This window comes from Shimazuella sp. NTD247, assembly GCF_059510415.1.
In genome coordinates, this window is sequence record NZ_JCAJZU010000005.1 from 112735 (window position 1) to 134614 (window position 21880).

At 40.2% G+C, this 21880-nt stretch carries 26 protein-coding genes and 1 other annotated feature; of the genes, 7 read left to right on the plus strand and 19 right to left on the minus strand.

The genetic code is table 11. From position 1 onward, the window contains the following. Window positions 1-12: 12 nt before the first annotated feature. A complete protein-coding gene (locus AC5WOC_RS13675) occupies window positions 13-2451 on the minus strand; it encodes a transglycosylase domain-containing protein (protein WP_496055962.1) in 2439 nt (812 codons plus the stop codon). 48 nt (window positions 2452-2499) lie between these two features. Beyond that, window positions 2500-2734, plus strand: a binding site (T-box leader). 88 nt (window positions 2735-2822) lie between these two features. On the opposite strand from AC5WOC_RS13675, the gene AC5WOC_RS13680 reads away from it, so the two are divergent. Then, on the plus strand, window positions 2823-2972 hold the full coding sequence (locus AC5WOC_RS13680; protein ID WP_496055963.1) for a hypothetical protein: 150 nt from the start codon (window positions 2823-2825) through the stop codon (window positions 2970-2972). Window positions 2973-3002: 30 nt separating this feature from the next. Continuing rightward, complete coding sequence (gene tyrS / locus AC5WOC_RS13685) at window positions 3003-4265, plus strand: tyrosine--tRNA ligase (RefSeq protein ID WP_496055964.1); 1263 nt, start codon at window positions 3003-3005, stop codon at window positions 4263-4265. A gap of 140 nt (window positions 4266-4405) precedes the next feature. Here tyrS and AC5WOC_RS13690 read toward each other — a convergent pair whose 3' ends face one another. The 16 genes from AC5WOC_RS13690 to AC5WOC_RS13765 all read right to left on the minus strand — a co-directional run bounded on the left by AC5WOC_RS13690 (window position 4406) and on the right by AC5WOC_RS13765 (window position 16421). Then, window positions 4406-4903 (minus strand): hypothetical protein, encoded by a 498-nt coding sequence (locus tag AC5WOC_RS13690; RefSeq protein ID WP_496055965.1) that lies wholly within the window; start codon window positions 4901-4903, stop codon window positions 4406-4408. 372 nt (window positions 4904-5275) lie between these two features. Beyond that, the gene (locus AC5WOC_RS13695; protein ID WP_496055966.1) at window positions 5276-6424 is read right to left on the minus strand and encodes an epoxide hydrolase family protein; all 1149 of its coding nucleotides are present in this window, start codon (window positions 6422-6424) and stop codon (window positions 5276-5278) included. Window positions 6425-6622: 198 nt separating this feature from the next. Next, window positions 6623-7027 (minus strand): hypothetical protein, encoded by a 405-nt coding sequence (locus AC5WOC_RS13700; protein WP_496055967.1) that lies wholly within the window; start codon window positions 7025-7027, stop codon window positions 6623-6625. Window positions 7028-7260: 233 nt separating this feature from the next. After that, the gene (locus tag AC5WOC_RS13705; protein WP_496055968.1) at window positions 7261-7662 is read right to left on the minus strand and encodes a hypothetical protein; all 402 of its coding nucleotides are present in this window, start codon (window positions 7660-7662) and stop codon (window positions 7261-7263) included. Between the two features lie 418 nt (window positions 7663-8080). Next, a complete protein-coding gene (locus AC5WOC_RS13710; RefSeq protein ID WP_496055969.1) occupies window positions 8081-8482 on the minus strand; it encodes a hypothetical protein in 402 nt (133 codons plus the stop codon). A 51-nt stretch (window positions 8483-8533) separates the two neighbouring features. After that, entirely contained in the window at window positions 8534-10267 is a 1734-nt protein-coding gene (locus AC5WOC_RS13715) for an ABC transporter ATP-binding protein (protein ID WP_496056227.1), read from the minus strand. Between the two features lie 240 nt (window positions 10268-10507). After that, on the minus strand, window positions 10508-11269 hold the full coding sequence (locus tag AC5WOC_RS13720) for an HAD family hydrolase (RefSeq protein WP_496055970.1): 762 nt from the start codon (window positions 11267-11269) through the stop codon (window positions 10508-10510). Window positions 11270-11449: 180 nt separating this feature from the next. After that, the gene (gene rpsD, locus AC5WOC_RS13725; RefSeq protein ID WP_496055971.1) at window positions 11450-12052 is read right to left on the minus strand and encodes a 30S ribosomal protein S4; all 603 of its coding nucleotides are present in this window, start codon (window positions 12050-12052) and stop codon (window positions 11450-11452) included. Between the two features lie 569 nt (window positions 12053-12621). Next, window positions 12622-12918 carry a hypothetical protein gene (locus tag AC5WOC_RS13730; RefSeq protein WP_496055972.1) on the minus strand — a complete coding sequence of 99 codons (297 nt, stop codon included), beginning with the start codon at window positions 12916-12918 and terminating at the stop codon, window positions 12622-12624. A 215-nt stretch (window positions 12919-13133) separates the two neighbouring features. Continuing rightward, entirely contained in the window at window positions 13134-13781 is a 648-nt protein-coding gene (gene trmB / locus AC5WOC_RS13735) for a tRNA (guanosine(46)-N7)-methyltransferase TrmB (protein WP_496055973.1), read from the minus strand. A 164-nt stretch (window positions 13782-13945) separates the two neighbouring features. Further along, window positions 13946-14146 carry a hypothetical protein gene (locus AC5WOC_RS13740; RefSeq protein ID WP_496055974.1) on the minus strand — a complete coding sequence of 67 codons (201 nt, stop codon included), beginning with the start codon at window positions 14144-14146 and terminating at the stop codon, window positions 13946-13948. A gap of 331 nt (window positions 14147-14477) precedes the next feature. Then, a complete protein-coding gene (locus AC5WOC_RS13745; RefSeq protein WP_496055975.1) occupies window positions 14478-14708 on the minus strand; it encodes a hypothetical protein in 231 nt (76 codons plus the stop codon). Window positions 14709-14838: 130 nt separating this feature from the next. Beyond that, a complete protein-coding gene (locus AC5WOC_RS13750) occupies window positions 14839-15213 on the minus strand; it encodes a hypothetical protein (RefSeq protein WP_496055976.1) in 375 nt (124 codons plus the stop codon). 375 nt (window positions 15214-15588) lie between these two features. Then, complete coding sequence (locus AC5WOC_RS13755) at window positions 15589-15792, minus strand: hypothetical protein (RefSeq protein ID WP_496055977.1); 204 nt, start codon at window positions 15790-15792, stop codon at window positions 15589-15591. Window positions 15793-15934: 142 nt separating this feature from the next. Then, the gene (locus AC5WOC_RS13760; protein ID WP_496055978.1) at window positions 15935-16156 is read right to left on the minus strand and encodes a hypothetical protein; all 222 of its coding nucleotides are present in this window, start codon (window positions 16154-16156) and stop codon (window positions 15935-15937) included. A 115-nt stretch (window positions 16157-16271) separates the two neighbouring features. Next, on the minus strand, window positions 16272-16421 hold the full coding sequence (locus AC5WOC_RS13765; RefSeq protein WP_496055979.1) for a hypothetical protein: 150 nt from the start codon (window positions 16419-16421) through the stop codon (window positions 16272-16274). Between the two features lie 170 nt (window positions 16422-16591). Between AC5WOC_RS13765 and AC5WOC_RS13770 the strand changes: the two genes are divergently transcribed. Further along, a complete protein-coding gene (locus AC5WOC_RS13770) occupies window positions 16592-17068 on the plus strand; it encodes a PaaI family thioesterase (RefSeq protein WP_496055980.1) in 477 nt (158 codons plus the stop codon). Between the two features lie 13 nt (window positions 17069-17081). Continuing rightward, window positions 17082-17531: an NUDIX hydrolase gene (locus AC5WOC_RS13775; protein ID WP_496055981.1), complete on the plus strand. Its 450-nt coding sequence runs from the start codon at window positions 17082-17084 to the stop codon at window positions 17529-17531. Window positions 17532-17882: 351 nt separating this feature from the next. Here AC5WOC_RS13775 and AC5WOC_RS13780 read toward each other — a convergent pair whose 3' ends face one another. Both AC5WOC_RS13780 and AC5WOC_RS13785 read right to left on the minus strand, forming a co-directional pair. After that, complete coding sequence (locus AC5WOC_RS13780) at window positions 17883-19148, minus strand: cation:dicarboxylate symporter family transporter (protein WP_496055982.1); 1266 nt, start codon at window positions 19146-19148, stop codon at window positions 17883-17885. A gap of 36 nt (window positions 19149-19184) precedes the next feature. After that, on the minus strand, window positions 19185-19682 hold the full coding sequence (locus tag AC5WOC_RS13785; protein WP_496055983.1) for a GAF domain-containing protein: 498 nt from the start codon (window positions 19680-19682) through the stop codon (window positions 19185-19187). Window positions 19683-19804: 122 nt separating this feature from the next. On the opposite strand from AC5WOC_RS13785, the gene AC5WOC_RS13790 reads away from it, so the two are divergent. The 3 genes from AC5WOC_RS13790 to AC5WOC_RS13800 all read left to right on the plus strand — a co-directional run bounded on the left by AC5WOC_RS13790 (window position 19805) and on the right by AC5WOC_RS13800 (window position 21736). Next, window positions 19805-20920 (plus strand): aminopeptidase, encoded by a 1116-nt coding sequence (locus AC5WOC_RS13790; RefSeq protein WP_496055984.1) that lies wholly within the window; start codon window positions 19805-19807, stop codon window positions 20918-20920. Between the two features lie 136 nt (window positions 20921-21056). Beyond that, window positions 21057-21434 carry a type II toxin-antitoxin system RelE/ParE family toxin gene (locus tag AC5WOC_RS13795; RefSeq protein WP_496055985.1) on the plus strand — a complete coding sequence of 126 codons (378 nt, stop codon included), beginning with the start codon at window positions 21057-21059 and terminating at the stop codon, window positions 21432-21434. Continuing rightward, a complete protein-coding gene (locus AC5WOC_RS13800) occupies window positions 21431-21736 on the plus strand; it encodes a helix-turn-helix domain-containing protein (RefSeq protein WP_496055986.1) in 306 nt (101 codons plus the stop codon). Before AC5WOC_RS13795 ends, AC5WOC_RS13800 begins: the two co-directional genes overlap by 4 nt. Window positions 21737-21880 lie beyond the last annotated feature (144 nt).

The following is a 21880-nucleotide window of genomic DNA, read 5'->3' on the forward strand; positions in this document are numbered from 1 at the left end:
CCCTAGAGGCTTTTATGCATTTAAATCAGGGGAAGTCTTACCGCCATCAGTTGGTGCACCATTGCTTCCGTTCGTGGTATTTCCTCCATTATTGGAACCATTGCCACCGGTCCCTCCATTGGAAGTTTCATTTCCTCCAGAACCAGTTCCGCCATTGTTATTCCCATCGTTCCCGCCATCTCCACTGCCACTGCCATTGCCATTATTGTTTGAAGGTGGTTTATCTCCATCTTCATCTTTATTGGGTGGTGGGGTTGATGGCTCAGTAGATGGTTTGTTGCCCAATGAATGTTTTTTGCCTTGTTTCTTTTCTTTTTTCTCTTTGTTTTTTGTTGCTTGTTCATAACTTCTTTTTTTACCGCATTCAAAACCGCATTTTTCGGGTCCAATATCTCCTGGATTATCAAAGTCTGTTCCTTTCGGGATGATGTCTGGACTTTGTTCCACTGCTGCTTTAAAAATATTTATCCAAGCTTTTTTTGAAAATTTATCGTCACCTTCCATTGGGAAGTTGTAATCATAACCACTCCAAACTCCAATGGTGACTTCAGGTGTGTAACCGATAAACCATAAGTCCTTTTCATCAGAGGTAGTTCCGGTTTTTCCAGCAACTTCGTAACCAGAAGGCAAGCGTGAACCAATATAAGATGCTGTACCATCCAAGACTGTTTTTAACATACCAGTTACTTGATAAGCAGTCTGTGGGGAAAATACTCGCCGTGTATTGTTTTTGCGTTCAAATAATACTTTTCCATCTGCGTCGGTTACTTTGGAGATCATATATGGTTTGTTATACAGCCCTTGATTTGCAAAAGTTGCAAAGGCGGCTGTCATTTTTTCAACTGTATATCCGTTGGTGGCTCCTCCAATAGCTGCTGCTTCTCCATCTTTTGGTGATGGCGGGAGATTTAGTTCTTTTAAATAGTTGAATCCTTTTTGATGACCCAAAGCATTAAATGTTTTAATTGCCGGGATATTGTATGACCATTTCAAAGCTTCTTGAACCGTTACAAATCCTTTGTAATTTCCATTGCTGTTTTTGTAATAACCAGATCCATCACTCTTCATGATTGGTTCATCTAATATTTGTGAATGAGGTGAAACGATACCTTCCTCAATCGCTGGACCATATACAAGTAAAGGTTTGATCGACGAGCCAGGTTGCCTGGGTACTTGAAGTGCATGATCCTTTTGGTTGTCTTCAAATGACTCTGTCCCTGACACAAAAGCCAACACTGCGCCAGTTTTATTGTTGATAATTGTTGCACCTAATTGTTCATGCGACGTTTTTCCGCCATATGTACGGTCGGTGTATTCCAATCCTTCTGTAGCAGCTTTATTAACAGCGTTGTACAATCCTTCATCGATTGTAGTATAAAACCGATAACCGCCTGTAACAGCTTTTTTCTTGTATTCTTCAAGGGTAGAACGATATTTTCCTTCTTTGCTCAGCTGCTCTACATTGAGATTGTCCATCTCCATTAATGTTTCAGCAGCTTCATCTTCCATTGCGAACATGATAAATGGATATTTTTCATAACCGTTATTAAAATCACTTGGTTTTGCTAACGATTTTTTGATGTCAAAGTGCAGAGCTTCGTTGTATTGTTTTTGTGTTATTTTTTTATTTTGAAGCATTTCGGTTAATACTAATTTTAAACGTTTCATTCCACGTTTATAGTTTTTAGGATCTTCATCCAGTGGGTTTAATGCGTTTGGCCGTTGAACCATGCCAGCTATGTATGCTGCTTGTGCAAGATTTAATTCTTTTGGCGTTTTATTGAATAATCCTTTGGCTGCGGCTTGAACTCCATACATTTTTCGACCATTTGCACCTTTTCCAAAGAAGACGCTGTTCATATAATAGACCAATATTTCATCTTTGGAATACATTTGTTCCATACGCAGTGCCAAGACAATTTCGTTTGCTTTTCGTTCGATGTCCTTTGTCCGGTTTTTGAGGACAATATTTTTTACTAACTGCTGAGTTAAGGTGCTGCCGCCTGTGGTAACTTCGCTGCCGATAGCTTGTTGGAAAGCTGCTCTCAAAATGGAACGAGGCACTACGCCCTTGTGCGTATAGAAGTCACGATCTTCTACTGAAATAAATGCATTTACAAGGTAAGGACTCACGTCTTTTACGGTTTTTATCATTCCGCGATCGTTATCAAATCGTAGTGCTCCGATTGCAACGGGTTTTCCATTTGTATCTTTGTTTTGAAAGTAAGCATAACTGGTTTGAAATAAATTGTTTAACTCTTTATCGAAATCTTGTTTCGTTCTGACTTTTTCATCTTTTACTACTGCGGAAACAATACCTGCACCAGCACCAAGCACAACAGCTGAAATGGTCAGAGCAGCAATAATAAGACCAGCAAAAATACGTATGGTCCAACGCAGCATTTTTCGGCTGTTGATTTGAGGTTTTTTTAGCCAATTTGGTAGATTCACCTTGATACCTCCCTGACGATAGGGTAATATTGTTACATAATTTGATAAACAAAAGCGTTGAACTAAGCGAGTAGTCCTATGTTTGTATCGTTCAGAGAGCTGGTGGTACAAAACTTTAAGATTGTTTTGTTTGGTGTGAACCAGTCGAACACATAGGTTGAAATTACACTTAGGAAGCTTTTGCGTTTTTAGACGCACGGTTGAACCGTTATATCTTATTCGAGTGGAGAACTTTTTTTGTTTTCAACAAGGGTGGTACCGCGGGCATAGCTCCGTCCCTTTTTAGGGACGGAGTTTTTCTATTTGTGCCCTGATCAGCACTAACATAATTATTTTTACAAAAGAAGGCCTCCTAAAAAGGAGCAGTCAACATGACACGAGAAAAAAAAGTAACACTTGCAGATGCATTGTCCAAATTGATGCTCACCAAAAAATATCAACGTGGTGAAGCAATTCCTATTACAGAGTTGTTTATAAAAAAGCAAGCCATTTCACAAAATCCCTCTCTAAACAGGAAATAAAACTTTATAAAGCAAAAGGAGTGCCAATACATGCGTTTACTAGAAGATCTAGCTTATCGTGGACTTATCTATCAAAGTACAGATCAACAAAAGCTCGAACAACGATTGGAACAAGGACCAATTGTCCTCTACTGTGGTTTTGATCCCACCGCAGATAGTTTGCATATTGGACATTTGCTCCCAATATTGATGTTGCGTAGATTTCAACAGTATGGTCATCAGCCCATTGCATTGGTTGGAGGAGGAACAGGGCTCATCGGCGATCCCAGCGGAAAAGCAGCTGAGAGAACCTTAAACACCGAAGAGGTAGTAGAAGGTTATTCCAACCAAATTCGTTCCCAGCTTTCACGTTTTCTTGATTTTGATAAGAGTGACAATCCTGCGCTCATTGCTAATAACTATGAATGGTTAGGAGAGTTAGATCTCATCTCTTTTTTACGAGATATAGGAAAGCATTTCTCTCTTAATTACATGTTAGCAAAAGAATCGGTAAATTCACGACTGGAAAAAGGAATTTCTTTTACAGAGTTTAGTTACATGATTCTCCAATCGTATGATTACTTGGAACTGCACCGTCGATTTGGCTGCGAACTACAAGTCGGCGGCAGTGATCAATGGGGTAATATCACTGCTGGAACGGAATTAATCCGTAGAACAGGAAGTAAGTCTGACGAGCTATTTGGATTAACCATTCCATTGGTAACCAAAAGTGATGGAACCAAGTTTGGAAAAACCGAAGGTGGTGCAGTTTGGTTAGATAGAGAGAAGACCTCTCCATATTTATTCTATCAGTTTTGGTTAAATACCGATGATGCAGATGTTATCAAATATCTCAAATATTTTACCTTTCTGCCCAAGGAACGAATTGAAACATTAGCGCAAGCTGTCAGAACCGCACCAGAACAACGTCAAGCACAGCGTGCACTAGCAGAAGAAATGACAAAATTAGTGCATGGAGAAGAGGCACTCGTCAGCGCACAAAATATCACCGCTGCCCTTTTCCAAGGAAAAGTGAGTTCGCTTACTTCTTCTGAGATTGCAGAAGGATTTCAGGATGTACCATCTGCATCTATTGAAAGTAGCGAATTGCCGCTTATCGATGTATTGATTCAAGTAGGAGCAGCAAAGTCCAAACGGGAAGCCCGTGAATTTATGCAAAACGGCGCTATTACTGTTAACGATGAAAGAGTAACAGACACGAGCGTTTTAGTAAATACGCTGCAAGCGATCGATGAAAAATATTTTGTCATTCGCCGAGGGAAGAAAAAGTATTTTCTAGCAGAGTTATCTTAGATCTAAAGCAAGAACCCATATCAATTCTAGTTGATATGGGTTCTTTTTGCATCTATGAAATAAAATTTATTTTTCTTCGGTCTCCTGTCCTGCGATCTAGCAGGACAGGAGAAAACCTACCATACCTTCCGAGGTGATTGTCAATCAGCAGAGACAGGATGGTTTGGACGATAGGCCCAGTGCCCATTCTCATCGCGAGAGACAATCCAGCAACTGTAAGGTCGCTGCTCGATACGTTCGCCGTTGAGGTAGAAGACTCCCGATTCACCCAGAGCGAAACAAATCTTATCCCTCATCGGGTAGAAAGACAGGTTGGTACCAGGTGAATTTACCCAGAAGTTCGGGTGGACAAACTCCGTAACTCCCAGGAAGTGCACGTAGCCGGTCAGTTCCGGGTCATCGGTCTTATCGTTGATTCGCGCGCCGTTCTGGATGGACGACTTTCCATTGGCAGATGCATTGCCGCGAACCAGTGCCACGACGCCGAACTCTTCGATCCCAACCAGCATTTCCTCGCCAGTCGGAGGGACATACTTGGGAGCGGTGAATCCGACGGACTTGTCGGACTTGTTGCTGGTGAGCTTCTCCTCGAATCCGAAAACATCGTAACCGGCGACAGTCTCTTCCATAACAGCCATTGCTGTTCCTTTCAAAGGAAGGTATGCAGTTACGATTATTATAACATTGCGAGCGAGAAAACCAACGGTTTAAATCGTGGGATGAAAGCGAGCGTTGAACAAGAGTAAAAAATTTTCCTTCACTAGTTCAACCTTTGGAAAAAGCAAGTTTATGAACATATATTCCCGTGGTAATATATGTATAGCTGTGACAGATGAAAACCAAGTTTGCTCGCGGCAAAGAAGAAATCAACAAACATAAACCGTGGGGCGCACGGGGTTAGCTTGGTCATGAAATAGTTATGAGGCTATCGTCCCAAGAATCCAACGGCTTTAGCCGTATGGAGTTGTCAAATGATGAAAAAGAGCGATAGTTTTCGCTCTTTTTGACTATTATTGGGATCGAAGATCCTGGAAGAAGGCAGCTACATCTTTTCTCCATATTTCCGGTATTTCCAGTACTGCATAATGTCCGCCTTGATCATAGTCTGTCCAACGAACAATGTTATGTGCTTGTTCACCAAATCTGCGTATTGCCACATCTTCTTTAAATGCTGCCACAGCAGTTGGGACATTTGATTTTTCTTTTGGTGTCCATGCATTTGGATCATGTGCGTTTTCATAATAAAGGCGGATTGATGATGATGCAGTACCAGTAAACCAGTAGATCAAAAAGTTAGTTAAAAACGAATCGCGATCAACTGCGTCCGGGGTATCTCCAAAACTAGTGAAAAGTTCACTGATCCAAGTCAATAATCCAACTGGTGAATCTGATATTCCATATGCTAAGGTTTGAGGGCGATGGGAATGAATAAAATTAAATCCAAATTGTTCTGACATAAACCGTTGCAATCGTTGCAATCTTGTCTTTTCAAGTTCAGTGAGAGTTTCCAATTCACTTGGTTCCACAGGTCCCATTGGAATAAAACCCATTGTCGCAGCATTGACATGCAGACCAATTACTTTCCCGGGTGCGATACGAGTAATTTCAGGTCCGATTATTGCTCCCGCATCTCCACCTTGGACACCAAACTTTTCATATCCCAAACGATCCATCAATTCGATCAAAGCTTTTGCAATACGTTCATTGTTCCAGCCTTTTTCTTTTGTTGGTCCTGAAAATCCAAACCCAGGAAGAGAAGGAATAACCAGATCAAATGCATCTTCTGGAGTTCCGCCATGTGCAACAGGGTTAGTCAATGGATCGATTACTTTTAGAAATTCAACAAAAGAACCTGGCCATCCATGGATAAGCAATAGAGGCGTTGCCTTTTTTTCAATCGATTTGACATGCAAAAAGTGGATGTTTTGTCCATCAATTTCTGTTGTGAATTGGTCATAGCGATTGATGTTTGCTTCTTGTTTGTTCCAATCGTAGTCTGTCTGCAAATAATGTACTAAGTCTTTTACATATTTTAAAGTAGGGCCATATCCCCAGTTGGAATCTTCCAGTTCACTTGGCCATACGGTTTTGTTGATTCGTTCTTGCAGATCGCTCCATTGGGCAGCTTTGATTTGAATTTGAAAAGGTTTGATTTGCATTTTTATCATGTCTCCTCTGGTGTTTGCTTGTTTTGTTAGTATTATTTTAACTTGTCTCTACTGACATCTGCTGTCAGTAGAAATAAAAAAACCTGCCGACTAAATTGACAAGTTTTTTGGATCTATGGAAAGTATTATTTTCGACTCCCACCCTACTTTATTGTAAGTTGGGAGAGGATCAGAGAGACTACTCTTATCCTAGTCATTCACATAGCGCTGTGCACGCCATTTCCCCTTGATCTTCTTGATCACCCATGAAGGGTAGTACTCTTCCATTTCCACCTGCTTTCCGCCGACAGTGAACACGTCCGTGTCACCGATGGAAACGAAGTATTCGTCCGTTTCAGGGCAGTAGGTGACGATGGCAGCATTGCATACATGAAACACTTCATTCTTGAATTCCTTGACGGAAACCAGATGCAAGGAACCATTACGTTCCTCGAAGAATCGTCCACTGTAAGCTTCTGCTTTCAGCTTCCTAGGACCAGTGACCAGAATGTGTTTGCTAGTACCGAGTGCCCTTACAATGGTTCCACCACCGAAGTGGTCTTCGATTTCCTTGAAGTTCCGTACCTTGTAGTCGCCAAAGTTTTTTTCCGACATGGGTAACTCTTTCTGGGAGGGGTTGTGATGTACGTTTATTATAACACTGCGAACGAGAAAAACCATTGAATTCATAGTGCTTTAACCACATGAAAAGTCAAAAAAAGCTTACTTCGAAAAGTAAACTTTTTTTATTTATTGAAATGAAGTAGTTATCTTTCCCCTACCATCAAATAACTAGACGATAGGAGGGATCCAAAGCTGTTGATAAATCGCTTTGAATCAGAGTAAATTCACTTAATTTTCTCAGCTACCCACTTTTCATTGCTCTTGTCGAACCGAATGAACCAGCGGGAAAAGGGAAGTGCATCTTTCCTGTGTACATTTTCTACGTAAAATCCCCCGATTTCACCAAGGAAGACATCAAACTTTTCATTCATTGGATCATAGGTGATGACTGTGGCACCGTACACGTCACTGAGCACAGGATGATCGAAAGACTCTACATCAACCAAGTGGAGGATGCCATCATCATTGATCTGGGCGTTGAAGGAAGACGCTTCTACAAAGTGTCCCTTGATTTGGAGAAATTCTCCAACTACCGCACGATAAACGGTACCTTCCGTTTCGAACTTTTTCGTGAAGTTTGAAACAGTGTAGCCGGCCTTCTCTTCACGGCGAACCTCGATCGACATGAAGTTCCTTTCTCACAGAGAATCAGTTGCACTTTCATTATAATTATAACATTGCGAGCGAGAAAACCAACGGTTTAAATCGTGGGATGAAAGCGAGCGTTGAACGAGGGTAAGGAATTTTCCTTCACTAGTTCAATCTTTGGAAAAAAGCAAGTTTACAAACAAACATTCCTATGGTGATATATGTATAGTCGTGACAGACGAAAACCAAGTTTGCTCGCGGCAAAGAAGAAATCAACAAACATAAACCGTGGGGCGCACGGGGTTAGCTTGGTAATGAAATAGTCATGAGGCTATCGTCCCAAGAATCCAACGGCTTTAGCCGTATGGAGTTGTCAATATTGTTTCTTTTCACTAGATACCTATAAATTTATTTTGATCCCTAATCTTACAGGAAGACTAGGGATCTTTCTAAAAACTAAATAGTCCTTTCCCACACCCACCGATTATCTACCTGGTAGACAATCCATTTTGTTTTCCGTGGTGCTTCCACTTTTATCCCGTTCACAGAAAAGTTTTTCTTCTCCCCTAGATGAATTTCATATTCTTTTCGTTCTGGGAAGTATTTGACAGACTCTGCTCGGTTAATATTTCCAATCACTCCATGCTGCAGAAGGCTTACTTTTTTCAGTCCATAATAACCTGTTTCCCCAACAATATGAGCTAGAAAGCAAGTGGCATGCAAGCCATCTGGTCCTTGGATGTCTACCAACTTTCCCAAGGAAAGGGCTCGAAACACAACTCCTGTCTGGTTTTTCTCCGCTAGATTGATCTTTTGATGAAAATTGCGAAGTGTAAACTCACCAAAAGTGGTGTCCATTGTGTACTCCTCAAGGAGTAGGAAAGGATTGTATAAATAATTTTATTCTACTTATCCTGCTAATTCTACCTTAAACTGTTGTTGTACCAATTGTTGATAGAGCACATTGCTTTGAAGCAATTCTTCATGTGTCCCTGTTCCGGTCAATACTCCTTTTTCTAAAACTACTATCTGATCGGCATCAACAACTGTTGAAAGACGATGGGCGATGACTAGCGTTGTCCGGTCTTTCATCAAGTTTTGGAGTGCTTCTTGGACGACTTGTTCCGATGCTGAATCCAGGTTTGATGTAGCTTCATCGAGCATAAGAATTTTAGGATCATGCAAGATTGCTCGAGCAATGGCAATTCTTTGCCGTTGTCCTCCGGAGAGCTTGATTCCGCGTTCTCCGACTTCTGTCTCAAAACCTTCTGGCAGTTCCAGAATAAATTCATCTGCATAAGCCAGTTTTGCAGCACGAAGCAGTTCTTCTTCGGTAACTTCTCTGTCCATTGCATAACATATGTTATCGCGAATGGTTCCAGCTAAAAGCGGGCTTTCTTGGGATACATAGCTGATCGTTTTTCGCCAATCTCTTAATGAAAATTCATGGATGGAATTTTCTCCTAGACGGATCACGCCGCTAGTAGGAGCATAGAAACGTTCTACTAATGAAAAGAAAGTTGTTTTCCCACTTCCGCTCGGTCCAACCAATGCGGTCACTTTGCCTGACTGGATCGTAAAGTTTAGGTTGTGCAGAATAGTATCTTTCCCTTCATAAGCAAAGGAGACATTTTCAACATATATTGGTTGGTTTGGTTCAACAGAAACCACTTGATCAGACGTTACTTGTGCCTCAGTTTCATAATCTAATATTTCCGAAATTCGTTCGGTTGCACCCATCGCTTTTTGTAACCCGACAAAAAATTGGGTCATCATGGTAACAGGCATGAGGATTTGAAAGAGGTAGAGGATGAAGGCTACCAATTCTCCTGCCGTTAGTTCTCCAGAAGCAACACGCATCCCGCCATATCCAATAATCAACACGAGAATGGACATCATGATGAGTCCGGATAACGGTTGTAAAATCGAGGTCAGGCGTGATTCTTTTAATCCATATTGAAATAAGTTATCGATTTCTTTTTCTCCTTGCTTTTGTTCCACAGGTTCTGCTACATATGCTTTGACAAGGCGGATTTCCGAAATTACTTGTGTCAATAGACTAGTGAAAGTTGCCGTTTTTTCTTGAATTCCTTTGGATATTCCTCTCATTTTCATGCCGATTGGTCGCATCACAAAAACCATAATTGGTACGGCAATCAGCATAACAAGTGTCATCGACCAATCGAGGTAAAACAAAATACAAAGGGAACCTACAAGGGAGATCACCCCGCTAAACATCGATACCAGCTGAGTGGAGATGAGGTCACGAATGATCGTTGTGTCATTATTGATACGACTCACCGTTTCACCAGATTGGTTTTTATCAAAGTATGGGATGGGTAAAGATAATGTTTTTGCCCATATTTTTTTTCGTAAATTGGCTACTACCATTCCTCCGAGGTATGCTAAGTTGTAGGTTGCAAAACTGGATAGTACCGCTTGTATCAAGATTGCACCGATGAGCAGCGAGATGGTAGTAATAGTTAAATGGCTAGTCGTCATTACATTTACTGCATCTTTGGTGAACCAAGGAACGACCAAACCTGCTATCGTGGAAAATAAAGATAAACCGAATACAAGTGCTATTAACGATTTCGGTAGTTTTTGAAATTGAATCAAATCCAAAAATTTTTTCCATTGCATTTTGGATTTTGGCGGTCTTTCTTTTTGTGTCACACTGTTCCCTCCAACGAGTTGATTCTTTTATTTTAATTTAGTTTTATGAACGGAAAATGAACAGCGAAAAGAGGGTTGTGTGGAAAATTTGGTTTTCAAGGAATGTATTTTAGTCATAAGTGAAACAAAGGGGCGTTAGAGGAGATATTTTGGAGCCTTCCTTTGAAAAATTGTCAAAGGAAGGCTCTTTTTTCGCTTAATTTCTATTTAAGAATGCCAAGCCAGTGTTACCAGTGGCAGCAGTTGCAGCCATGGTTTATAGGAACTAACTACAATCTCAGCTCCAGCTTCATACAGCAATGCACCTTTATCTGGTGTCCGGGTGAAGCCAAGAAAGCGAACATTAGCACTTCTAGCTGCAAAGAAGTCAGTAACAGAATCCCCGATCATCAGGGTATTTTCTGGAGATACTTGAAGCAGATCCATTGCTTTCACAATCAAATATGGACTTGGCTTGAGATGTCCAGGGTAAGGTTCGTCTCGTCCGAAAATATCTCCATGGAAGAAATGAGCCAACCCTGCATTTTTCAAGTAAATTGCCACGGCTAGGGGTGAGTTGTTCGTCACAATTGCTTGCTGAACACCCTTTTTGTCTAGTGCAGCAATCACTTCGTTTGCGTCTGGAGTAGCCGTGGATACCCGTGCTGCTTCACATTCTTTTTCTGTCAGCAGTTTTTCGAGATCAAAATAAGTATCCCGGTGATCTTTATAAAACTTTTTTCCTCTTCGATAAATCGCATGAGGATCATTGTCTGTACGATCTTCAGCCTGATCTAGTCCTCGTTCCCATAGGTAGTCTCTTAGAAACTGGGCAACCGAAGGCGCAGGCAGACCAGCAAACATGTGGGCAATAGGGATATCAAAATCCCAAAGCACGCATTCGAGGTCTTTTGTAAGTTCCATGAATGCCACTACTTCTGGATATCTCCAGTTTTTATATTGCTCTTTGGTTAGACATAGAATTGTCATGATGCTCCAATCACTATATGGATATGATTATATACTAACAAACACTATTTAATGGGTCTAGTCAAACTTTCATAAAGGAGGTTTTATCCTGAATATTATGAAATATATACCCGCAATAAGTTCAAAGTGATAATAAAATAAAAAAACTCCCCAGTAATGGGAAGTTTTTTTAGAAGCTAATTAACGAGAGTAGAACTCAACGATAAGGGTTTCGTTAATTTCAGATGGTAACTCAGAACGATCAGGAAGACGGTTAAAAGTACCTTCCAATTTGTTCGCATCAAAAGAAACATATTCAGGTGTAAAAGAACGATCTTCCAAAGCTTCTTTCACAATGGTGAGGTTACGGCTTTTTTCACGAAGACTGATAATGTCACCAAGTGCTACATGGTAAGCTGGACGGTCCACTTTTTTCCCATTTACTGTGATGTGGCCGTGAACAACCAATTGACGAGCTTGCGCGCGAGTACGAGCAAGACCAAGACGATATACGAGGTTGTCCAAACGGGATTCGAGCAGCTTCATAAAGTTTTCCCCGTGAATCCCTTTCATTTTGCCAGAACGAACAAACAAGTTACGGAATTGTTTTTCGTTCATGCCATACATCAAACGTAGTTTTTGTTTCTCTTGAAGCTGAATACCATACTCACTCAATTTTTTGCGTTGGTTTGGACCGTGTTGTCCTGGTGCATAAGGGCGACGAGCAAGCTCTTTCCCTGTACCGGATAAAGAAATACCAAGACGACGGCTCAATTTCCAAGTTGGGCCAGTATAACGTGCCATATTGTAAAACTCCTTTTCATTTGCGTTTTTCTGCAAATGACAGGGGCTGATCCGCTTGATGCTTACCATACTCATCCGGATAGCGGCGGTAAGAGCAGGTACCTATCATAGAATAGGGCGAACCAGTGAGGGTGATCCCTTCACCTATCCTTTGCGTGCTATCCTCATATTCCCATCGGAGGGAGAATGCTAGAGCCATACAAAAAAGTATTATACATGGTATAAGTGCGAAAAACAAGAGGATTCCTTTATTTGCTGATGTCCCTTCTTGTTTAATAGCATTATTCAGATTAAAAATTCGATCCAGTTTTAGGTGAAATGCGAAAGAAATAAATATATATGCGAAAGTAAAAAAACAGATCATCCTATAAATGAAGGCTAGTCTGTTTTTTACTCTATTGTGATATAAACCCTTATTTTGCTGAAGTTATTGCATTTATGGAGAAATGAAGGGTTAAAAATAAGAGGAAAAGTATATGTAAAAGAAACAAAATTTTTATTAGATGGATGATGATTTGGGTATTCCGGGATAACTCCAAGCTATCCCGAAATACTTGGTGATTACTATGTTACTTCAAACGCTTGACTGTAGCAAACTGAATTCCATCGAGTTTGAGAGTTCCCGTCTGGCCTACCTTCAGCACACGGAAGTCGGAACTGTCTGAAGGCCCAGACCCAGGAATAAATCCTACCATCTTCTTTGGAATCTCGCCATGGTAATTTTCCATATAGACAGACACCATATTAGTGTCCACACCCATTCGATAAGTCTTCCCCTTGACGGAGAAGTAGATGGACTGGAGGTACTCGTTCGGAGGATTCACTTTGGTAATCTTGTCACCAATATCTGTAATGATCTCCCACATCTCAGCGGAATCCGGATAGAGCTGGTCAGCAAGATTCAGCTTCTTACCCATGATAATTTCTTTCTGTAGGGTTTGAGTGATCTTAACAAACTACAGTATATACAATTATTCTGATTTATTCAATAATAGATTCACATGTATGTAAAATAAAGTTGGAAGAAATTTGTAATAAATAAAAGAAAACTAGCCGACATAGGAAGGCTAGTTCCATTCAATCAATTATTGTGATTCGGGACTGCGCGCAGATAATAAATCGGCATGCCAAGTCCTGCAAATTTCTCTTCATACTCCGTTGTAATATTTGCTTCTGCCCACTCACTATGATGTAAATCAGTGCTTTGTTCGAGAATTGTCCAGCCGGCAATTTCAAGTTCTTCTATAGAGAATGCGAATAAGCTGTCGCTGTCTGTTTTTAAAATTAAATCTCCTGATTTAGATAACAGCTTTTTATAAGAATTTAAAAAATCACGGTAAGCTAGTCGACGTTTGTAATGTCTAGCTTTTGGCCATGGATCGCTAAAATGAAGATAAAACCGGTCTACTTCGCCAGGAGCAAAAGCTTCTTCCAGTTTGGTAATATCCATCCAAAGGTATCGGATATTGGTATTCCCAGTCTCTTCTCCTTTGCGGGCCGCAAGCAGGAGAGGTTCTTGGATTTTTTCTACACCAATCCAGTTGATTTCTGGATATAGGCTGGAAGCTTTGGCTAAAAACTGCCCTTTTCCTGTGCCGAGTTCAACATAAATCGGATGGGAATTTGCAAAAAGATTTTCCCAATTTCCTCTTTGTTCGGTGTATTCGTTAACACTTAGGGCATGTGTGGTCAGTAATTTAATCGCATTGGGGTTTCTTCGTAAACGCATATTATGTCTTCGCTCCGTTTGTAAAATAAGCTTTATTATAACAAAATCGTATGTGATTCGTATAGAATTAGAAAAAACCCAAGGATATTGCCAAGGGTTTATAATTATTTGTATTTGGCCTTGGACAGGATAATTCTACCTGTCCAAGACGGCTTCAATAAAAGTTAGGGCATCGAAACCTTGATCTTGTTTGCAGTCGATGCAATTTCTAGGAAATCATCCGCATTAATCTTGGAAATAGTATGAGAAATATTTGCCTTTCCATTGCGAGTGATTTTCACCGAATCGCCCTGTACGACAACTGTGTAGTTCTTGCCAAGTTTCTTCTTGAGCTGATCGCCGTAGCGTTCCGCAATCGTAGCCACTTTTTCTCCTCTTTTTATCGGGCTATTAGCTACATAATTATAGCATTTCGAGTGAGAAAACACACGGTTTTAATCGTGGGATGAAAGTAAGTTCGCAAACATATATTCCCGTGGTGATATATGTATAATCGTGACAGACGAAAACCAAGTTTGCTTGAGGTAGAAGAAATCAACAAACATAAACTGTAGGACGCACGGATTAGCTTGGTAATGAAATAGTCATACGGCTATAGTCTCAAAAATCCAACGACTTTAGCCGTATGGAGTTGTCAAAAAAGTAGTGTCCCCAACAGCATGTTTAGCCATTGGGGACAAATCTCAACTATATTTCTTATGAGCTGTTACGGTCGCACATCTTGATATGTTCTACACACTTGGGAATCGGGGAGAAGGGCGGGGGGAAAGTGATCTGCATGCCGCGGTTTACTTCTCCAACCCAAGCACCGACGTACAGAGGTTCACCATGTTCGTCATTGGTAATGACTACTCGGTCCTTGAATTCCGCACCAAGTGCTTTCTCCAGTGCATCAGCAAACTGCTGAAATTCTTTGAGAGAGGCCACTTTTATCTCCTAATTGTAGTGGACTTTCACTTACACACTTAAATATATCAGAAAATTCCATTATCAGCTAACATATTTTTTTGGGTCTCAGGCGAATACAATTGGTTCGCCTGAGGATGGTACCATTTCATTAACGAGATTGAAGGTGTTCCCGAATCATATCGACTACTGCACTTGGATTACTGAAATCGTGTTTTACCCATTTATCATTTTTAGGGGGATTAACAGCGACCTCTAGACCAATTGCAATTTTATCCTTTTTTCCTCCACCAGCGAGGTTTTGGTATTCGATACGTACTTTGATCTTCATGCCAAACTGCTGCTTGAGACCAACTTCCAGTTCTTTGCGCCATACTTTCATGCGATGGGGGGGAACGTAGCTGCCCATGGCAACTCCTCTCAAAATCCAAGCTGGATATGACATGATAATCGTATCAGATTGATGAAGTTGAAACAATGAAAGTGTATATTTAAATACATATCCCCTCCATGACATTTTCGTCATGGAGGGGATGTATTTCCTTACTTCGAGAGCAGTAGCTTGGATGTTATCTCATCCAGAATTTGTTCGTAGGACAACTTGGCAAGCTGTTTATCACTCCAAGATAGATTCGGCTTATGTGAATCTTTATTATGACTAACTGACAGTGTGTTCATAGGCAGAACACGGACCGTCACAACTCCCTTCAGTGCAAGGGAAGAGCGAAGCTTATCTGCGTACTCCTCAACCAGAGACATCAGGGTAACTCCCTAGTAATTCGGAAACATGATTAATAATTATATTAGAAAATGAAATATAAATCATCGATTTTTTATAATTATTTTTATCAAATAAAATAATTTGTCCCCAATAACATTTGCTATTGGGGACTGTCCAACCCTAGGCTATTATTTCCAACCATATTGTATCATGCACATTTTTATAGGTTGTTTTATCAAGATCATCTGGGGTCCAAGATACACGCTTCTTAGGCTTCTTCTTATGATCTACCGCAAGATGTCCATTAATAACATAAACATTTATGACACCCTGGAAGTCGGGATCAATACGAAGAGGGGTGGCGAATTCTTCTGCCTTTGACATCATTTCTCCCAGTGTTGGTTGAGTTTCCTTTATTATTATATGTGAATTTAAAATAAATTTCATTATTTTTAAAAGGATTTCCTGAGCGAATTGAAAAATAAAATACTGTGCCCCCAACAGCATGTGCTGTTGGGGGCTGTGTTCACTTGGGAGTAGAAAGGAACCGCTTCTTCGCTTCGTCTAGAATCTGTTCATAGCTAAGACCAGCGAGCTGATCCCTGTTAAAGGACAATGGTTTTATCGAACGATAATTGGTTTTATGTCCAATTACAAGCGTGTGCCCCTCAAGAACTTTTACAGTCACAAGACCTTTCAGCTTACGTTCCTTTTTAAGCAGGTCAGCATAATCCTGTGCCTTCGACATGTTTTCTCCAGTGTCGGTGAACAGTACAATAGTATTATATGTGAATTTAAAATTATTTTCATTATATATTCTGTTCCTCAGGCAAGGTATCTTGCCTGAGGAACAACAAGCTGCCTTACTGCTTGACAGACAGCTTGCCCTGAATCAGCTCGAAAGCTGCAACAGGACTCATACCAGTTACATCGGTGGGTGCAGGGTCAGTAGAAACCGTAACTCGTCCATCGCAGAGAGTAACTCGCAGGTTGATGCGGTTCTCCCGAAGCATGTTCTGGAGCGAATCCACCAGAGTACCAGCGTTAGCCATCACATTCTCCTTTTTCTTGAGTGACGGTAATTTTATTATATTTAAAATTGCACAACTTCGCTAGTGATGGGGTGTAGAGATCACGGAAAAAAACTATAATAAAGACGAGACAATGATGAAGGACGATGTTCATGACACTAGAAAAACTAAAAAACGAAATTCAAGACTTATCAGAGGTAGAAATTAATACGATCCACAAATTAGTCCAAGCGTTAAAACGCACACGAGTCAGTCCCCTTGCTTATATTGAAGAGATGATGAATTTTCAATTCATCCAATACGATGAGCAGAATGATTGCTACATCCATCGCATGTGTGTGACCGATGAATTGAAAAATCGGTATAAAATTTTACATGGCGGCATTACTGCCACGTTTATTGATACTGCGATGGGTGCTACTGCTGTTCAAGCATTGGGACTGGAGACGAGTGCTGTTACCATTGATTTACAAGTTCATTTTCTCTCGCCAGGTAAAGATGGCTGGCTATATGCATATACCAAGTTTGTGAAGAAAGGAAAAACCATTATTACGATGGAAAGCAAGGTAAAAGATGAGCAAGGAAAAATAATAGCCACTGCAACTTCTACCTTCTTCCGTCTGAAGTAAGGGTGGTGAAAAAGTGAAAAGACCGATGAAAATTGCTCCGAAAGCGATAATATTTGACCAAGATAAAGTACTTATTCTCACACGTTCGAAAAAAGAAAGAAAAGATCGGCACTCACACGGATGGGATTTCCCTGGTGGCGGCTTAGAATCTGGGGAATTAATCATGGATGCTTTGGCTCGTGAAGTAAAAGAAGAGACAGGGCTTAGTGTAAAAGTGATCGCACCTGCATATATTTATGATGAACTGATGGATGAAAAACATTTGATTATCATGAAGTTTGCCTGTTGTAATCCAGTGGGAGAAATACAACTCAGCGCAGAACATGAAGATTATCGCTGGGTGGAGATGAAACAGCTGTCGAATGAACCATTTCCTGAGTGGATGAAAGATGAAATGCGAAGAGCATATAAGATGTATCAGGTATTTCGTGGAGCAGACAATAATATATTAGTAGAAAGATAAAAGCATGGCATTTTTGCCATGCTTTTGTTGTATAGTAAATAAACATATTTGCAAAATTGGTGTGTGATCTGTTCCGTATGGAAAAGATCACACAAAGGTTAGGATCTACTTTCCTCTCAAATCCTCGTATCCGTGGATGCCGATACCACAGTGCTCACACGGTCTTTTTGGATTGTCTACCGGAGCAGTGCATTGGCATTTGCGACAAGGACAAGTGTCCTGGGTTGTTTTCCTCCGAAAAGGAACAACATTGTTATCAGAACTATGCTCGCTCAAGATTCCTACTCGATTGATCCTACCTATTTATCTTCATTATACTTCTGAATACAGAAATAATAAAATTTTATTATATTACCCTGTGCTTCTTAGTGATTGTAAATATTCTTTGCCTTTCTCTTGATCATATTGATTTTCCCATTTGGAAATGACTACGGTTGCAAGCGAGTTTCCAACAACATTTACAACGGTACGCGCCATGTCGAGAATTCGGTCAATACCAGCGATAAAGGCAAGCCCTTCCATTGGTATGCCTACGGAACCAAGTGTAGCTAATAAGACGACAAAAGAAACTCCGGGTACACCAGCAATTCCTTTGGAGGTGAGCATCAAGACAAGTACCAGCATGATCTGTTTGCTGATAGGCATATGGATGCCATACATCTGCGCAATAAATAGGGCAGCAAGTGCTTGATAAAGGGTCGAACCATCTAAATTAAACGAATAACCAGTCGGTACCACAAAGGAAGTAACCGTTTTAGAACACCCGAACTTCTCCATTTTTTCCATGATTTTTGGCAGAACCGTTTCCGAACTGGATGTGGAATAAGCCAAAATCAGTTCATCTTTTAATATACGAATGATATGAAATATATTCACTCCAACGATTTTAGCGACAAGACCGAGGATGACGATGATAAAGAAGATCATTGCACCGTATACACTAATCGCTAATTTGCCAAGCGGAATCAATGATGCCAGTCCAAATTTCGAGATAGTGATACCAATTAAGGCAAACACGCCAAACGGAGCAAATTTCATCACTTGGTTGGTTACCCAAAACATTGCTTCGGATATACCTTGGAAAATTTGCAGGACAGGTTTACCTTTTTCCCCAATAGCAGCAATCCCGAGTCCAAGCATAATAGAAAAAAAGATAATAGCGAGCATATCGCCTTTTACTAGGGATTCTACAATATTTGTAGGGACAATATTGACAAGTGTTTCAGCGAAACCGTGATGTCCTTCTGTTTTGGCTGTAGCAACATAGGAACCGATATCGCTCTTTTGCAAATGCTGCATATTGACTCCATGCCCTGGCTGGAACAAGTTAGCGATCAAGAGACCAATAATGATAGCGACCGTAGTAATAATCTCAAAATATAAAATGGTCTTTCCGCCCAATTTCCCTAATTTCTTAAAGCTTCCTGTTCCAGCTACCCCAACTACTAAAGTAGAAACAACGATCGGAATCACGATCATTTTAATCAAATGCAAGAAAATATCACCGATGGGCTGCAAATAAGTGGCAACTTTTGGATTGCCATAAAAAACTGCTCCTACAATAACTCCTAACACCAAACCTATTAAAATTTGATAAGCTAGACTAATTTTTTTCATATATTTCTCCTTCCCAAATCCATCTGTAATGTCAAATTATCGGATGCTCTCCCAATCGGTTGCCTGAATGAGAATAGAAACAATCTGCTCAAGGTGCTCTTGGTCAACCGTTTCAAAGCGATTCGTGATTGGACTATCGATATCCAGAACGCCAACAATTTGGCCGTCGACCTCCAGTGGGATGACAATTTCTGAGCGTGAATCAGCATCACAAGCGATATGCCCAGGAAATTGATGAACATCAGGTACTACTTGTGTGCGGTTTTCGGCTACTGCTGTCCCGCAAACACCTTTACCAACGGCAATTCTTACGCATGCTGGTTTTCCCATAAAAGGTCCTAAAACAAGTTCATTTTGTTTCATCAAATAAAAACCAACCCAATTTACCTCATGCAGGGAATGTGCTAAAAAGCTGGCAGTATTGGATAAATTGGCTATACCGTCTCGTTCATCTTCGAGAAGGGATATTAGTTGTTTTTTCATCGATGTATATTGTGCCTCTTTTGATCCGGTTGGTTTCTGAATGTGAAACATTTAAAGATCCTCCTAATTTTTTATTTTTCTTTTTCCATAAAACAGTTTCTGTTAAAATGGAAGGTATTGTTACTTCATCTATTTTACCTTTCAAATCTAAATTGTAAAAGGGGTAGTGAATTATGGTAAATGAGCGTGTTTCTACCTTAGCTCATATTTTGGTTAATCATTCCTGTCAGGTTCAACCCGGAGAGAAAGTGATGATTGATCTGTTTGGTAATGATAAAGAACTCGCTATTGCACTTGTACAGGAAGTGTACAAAGCGAAAGCGTATCCATTTGTGCAATTGACAGATAATCAGGTGCATCGAAGCCTATTGATGGGAACGAATGAATCTCATCTTGACGTCTGGACGCAAATTGGATTGGAACAGATGAAAAAGATGGATTGTTATATTGGGATTCGCGGAGCAGAAAATATCAGCGAATTAAGCGATGTTCCAGATGAGCAGATGAGCCTGTATAATCGTACCTATTCCCATGCAGTACATACCGTGGAACGAGTGAACAATACCAAATGGGTTGTGCTTCGTTATCCTTCTCCATCGATGGCACAACAAGCCAATATGAGTACAGAAGCATTTACAAAGTATTATTTTGATGTATGCAACGTCGATTACGTCAAAATGGAAAAAGCGATGCGTCCATTGGTAAAAAGAATGGAACAAACGGATCATGTACATATCAAAGGACCGGGAACCGATTTGCAGTTCTCAATCAAAGGTATTCCCGTCATCAGTTGTGCTGGGGAACGCAATATTCCAGATGGAGAAGTCTTCACAGCTCCAGTGAAAAACTCTGTCAATGGAACCGTGCAGTACAATTCCCCAACCATCTACAATGGCTTCCTATTCGACAATGTAAAACTGGAATTCAAAGATGGCAAAATCATCAATGCAACTGCAAACAACACGGAGAGAATCAATCAAATCTTTGATACAGATGCAGGAGCTAGATATATTGGGGAGTTCAGCCTTGGGGTTAACCCAAATATCAACCATCCGATGAGAGATATTTTGTTTGATGAAAAAATCAACGGCAGTTTCCACTTTACCCCAGGTCAAGCATACGAAGATGCAGACAACACCAACCGTTCTGCAATCCATTGGGACTTGGTCTGCATTCAAAGAAAAGAGTACGGCGGCGGAGAAATATATTTTGATGGAGAATTGATTCGCAAAGATGGATTATTTGTCGTTGATGATCTAAAGGCGCTCAATCCGGAGAATTTAAAGTAAGTATATGTATCGATCGTTTCCCAAATTTATTGAGAGACGGTCGTTTTTAATGACTGCATATGTTGGTAAGTAACCTTTTATGCAAATTTGAATATAATATCACATACTTGTAATATTATATTTTTTAGTGCATAATATGGATATGAAATGGGAAACGATAGATTATAAGACTGCCTCAGGCAAAAGTCCTGTAAAAGAATATTTATTAAGTTTAGATATAGAGCAACAGGCAAAAATTGCAGCAGTTATTGATACAATAGAGGAAATAGGTTTTCATGAGGCACTGAGGAATACGAAGCATATCACTTACTTAGAGGATAAGATTTATGAAATTCGTGTTGAATGGAAAAGTAATATTTTCCGTGTATTTACTTTTACTCTGGTAGGTAGAAAAATTGTTCTCACTAATGGATTTACGAAAAAATCGCAAAAGACCCCACGCCGTGAAATTGAAAAGGCGAAGCGGTACCGAAAAGATTTTCTCAGTCGATTGGAGGGAGTGAAACAATTATGAGTTTTATTAAAACATTTATCAGTGAACAGATAGCTTCTAATCCTGAATTTGAGGAGTTATACAAGAAAGCGAAATTAGAAGAAAAGATCGCTCTTGATCTTATTAAGTTAAGAAAGGAAGCAAAACTATCTCAATCGGAATTGGCTAAAAAATTGAATACAAGACAAAGTGCCATTTCTAGAGTGGAAAATGCAGAAACTAGTCTTACACTTTCTTCACTTATCAAACATGCTGATGCCTTAGGTGTTGAAGTGGAAGTTATTTTCAAAAAGAAAAATGGACATGATTTATTGCCCACATAACAAAATTAATTTTGGCGGAGAATTTATTCGCAAAAATGGATTGTGTGTGGTGGATGATCTAAATATTTTTAAAATGGCGATTGCTACCTTGTGCAAAGGCAGGCAGTCGCCATTTTTTGTTCTTCGAGCAGAAAAATCACTTCT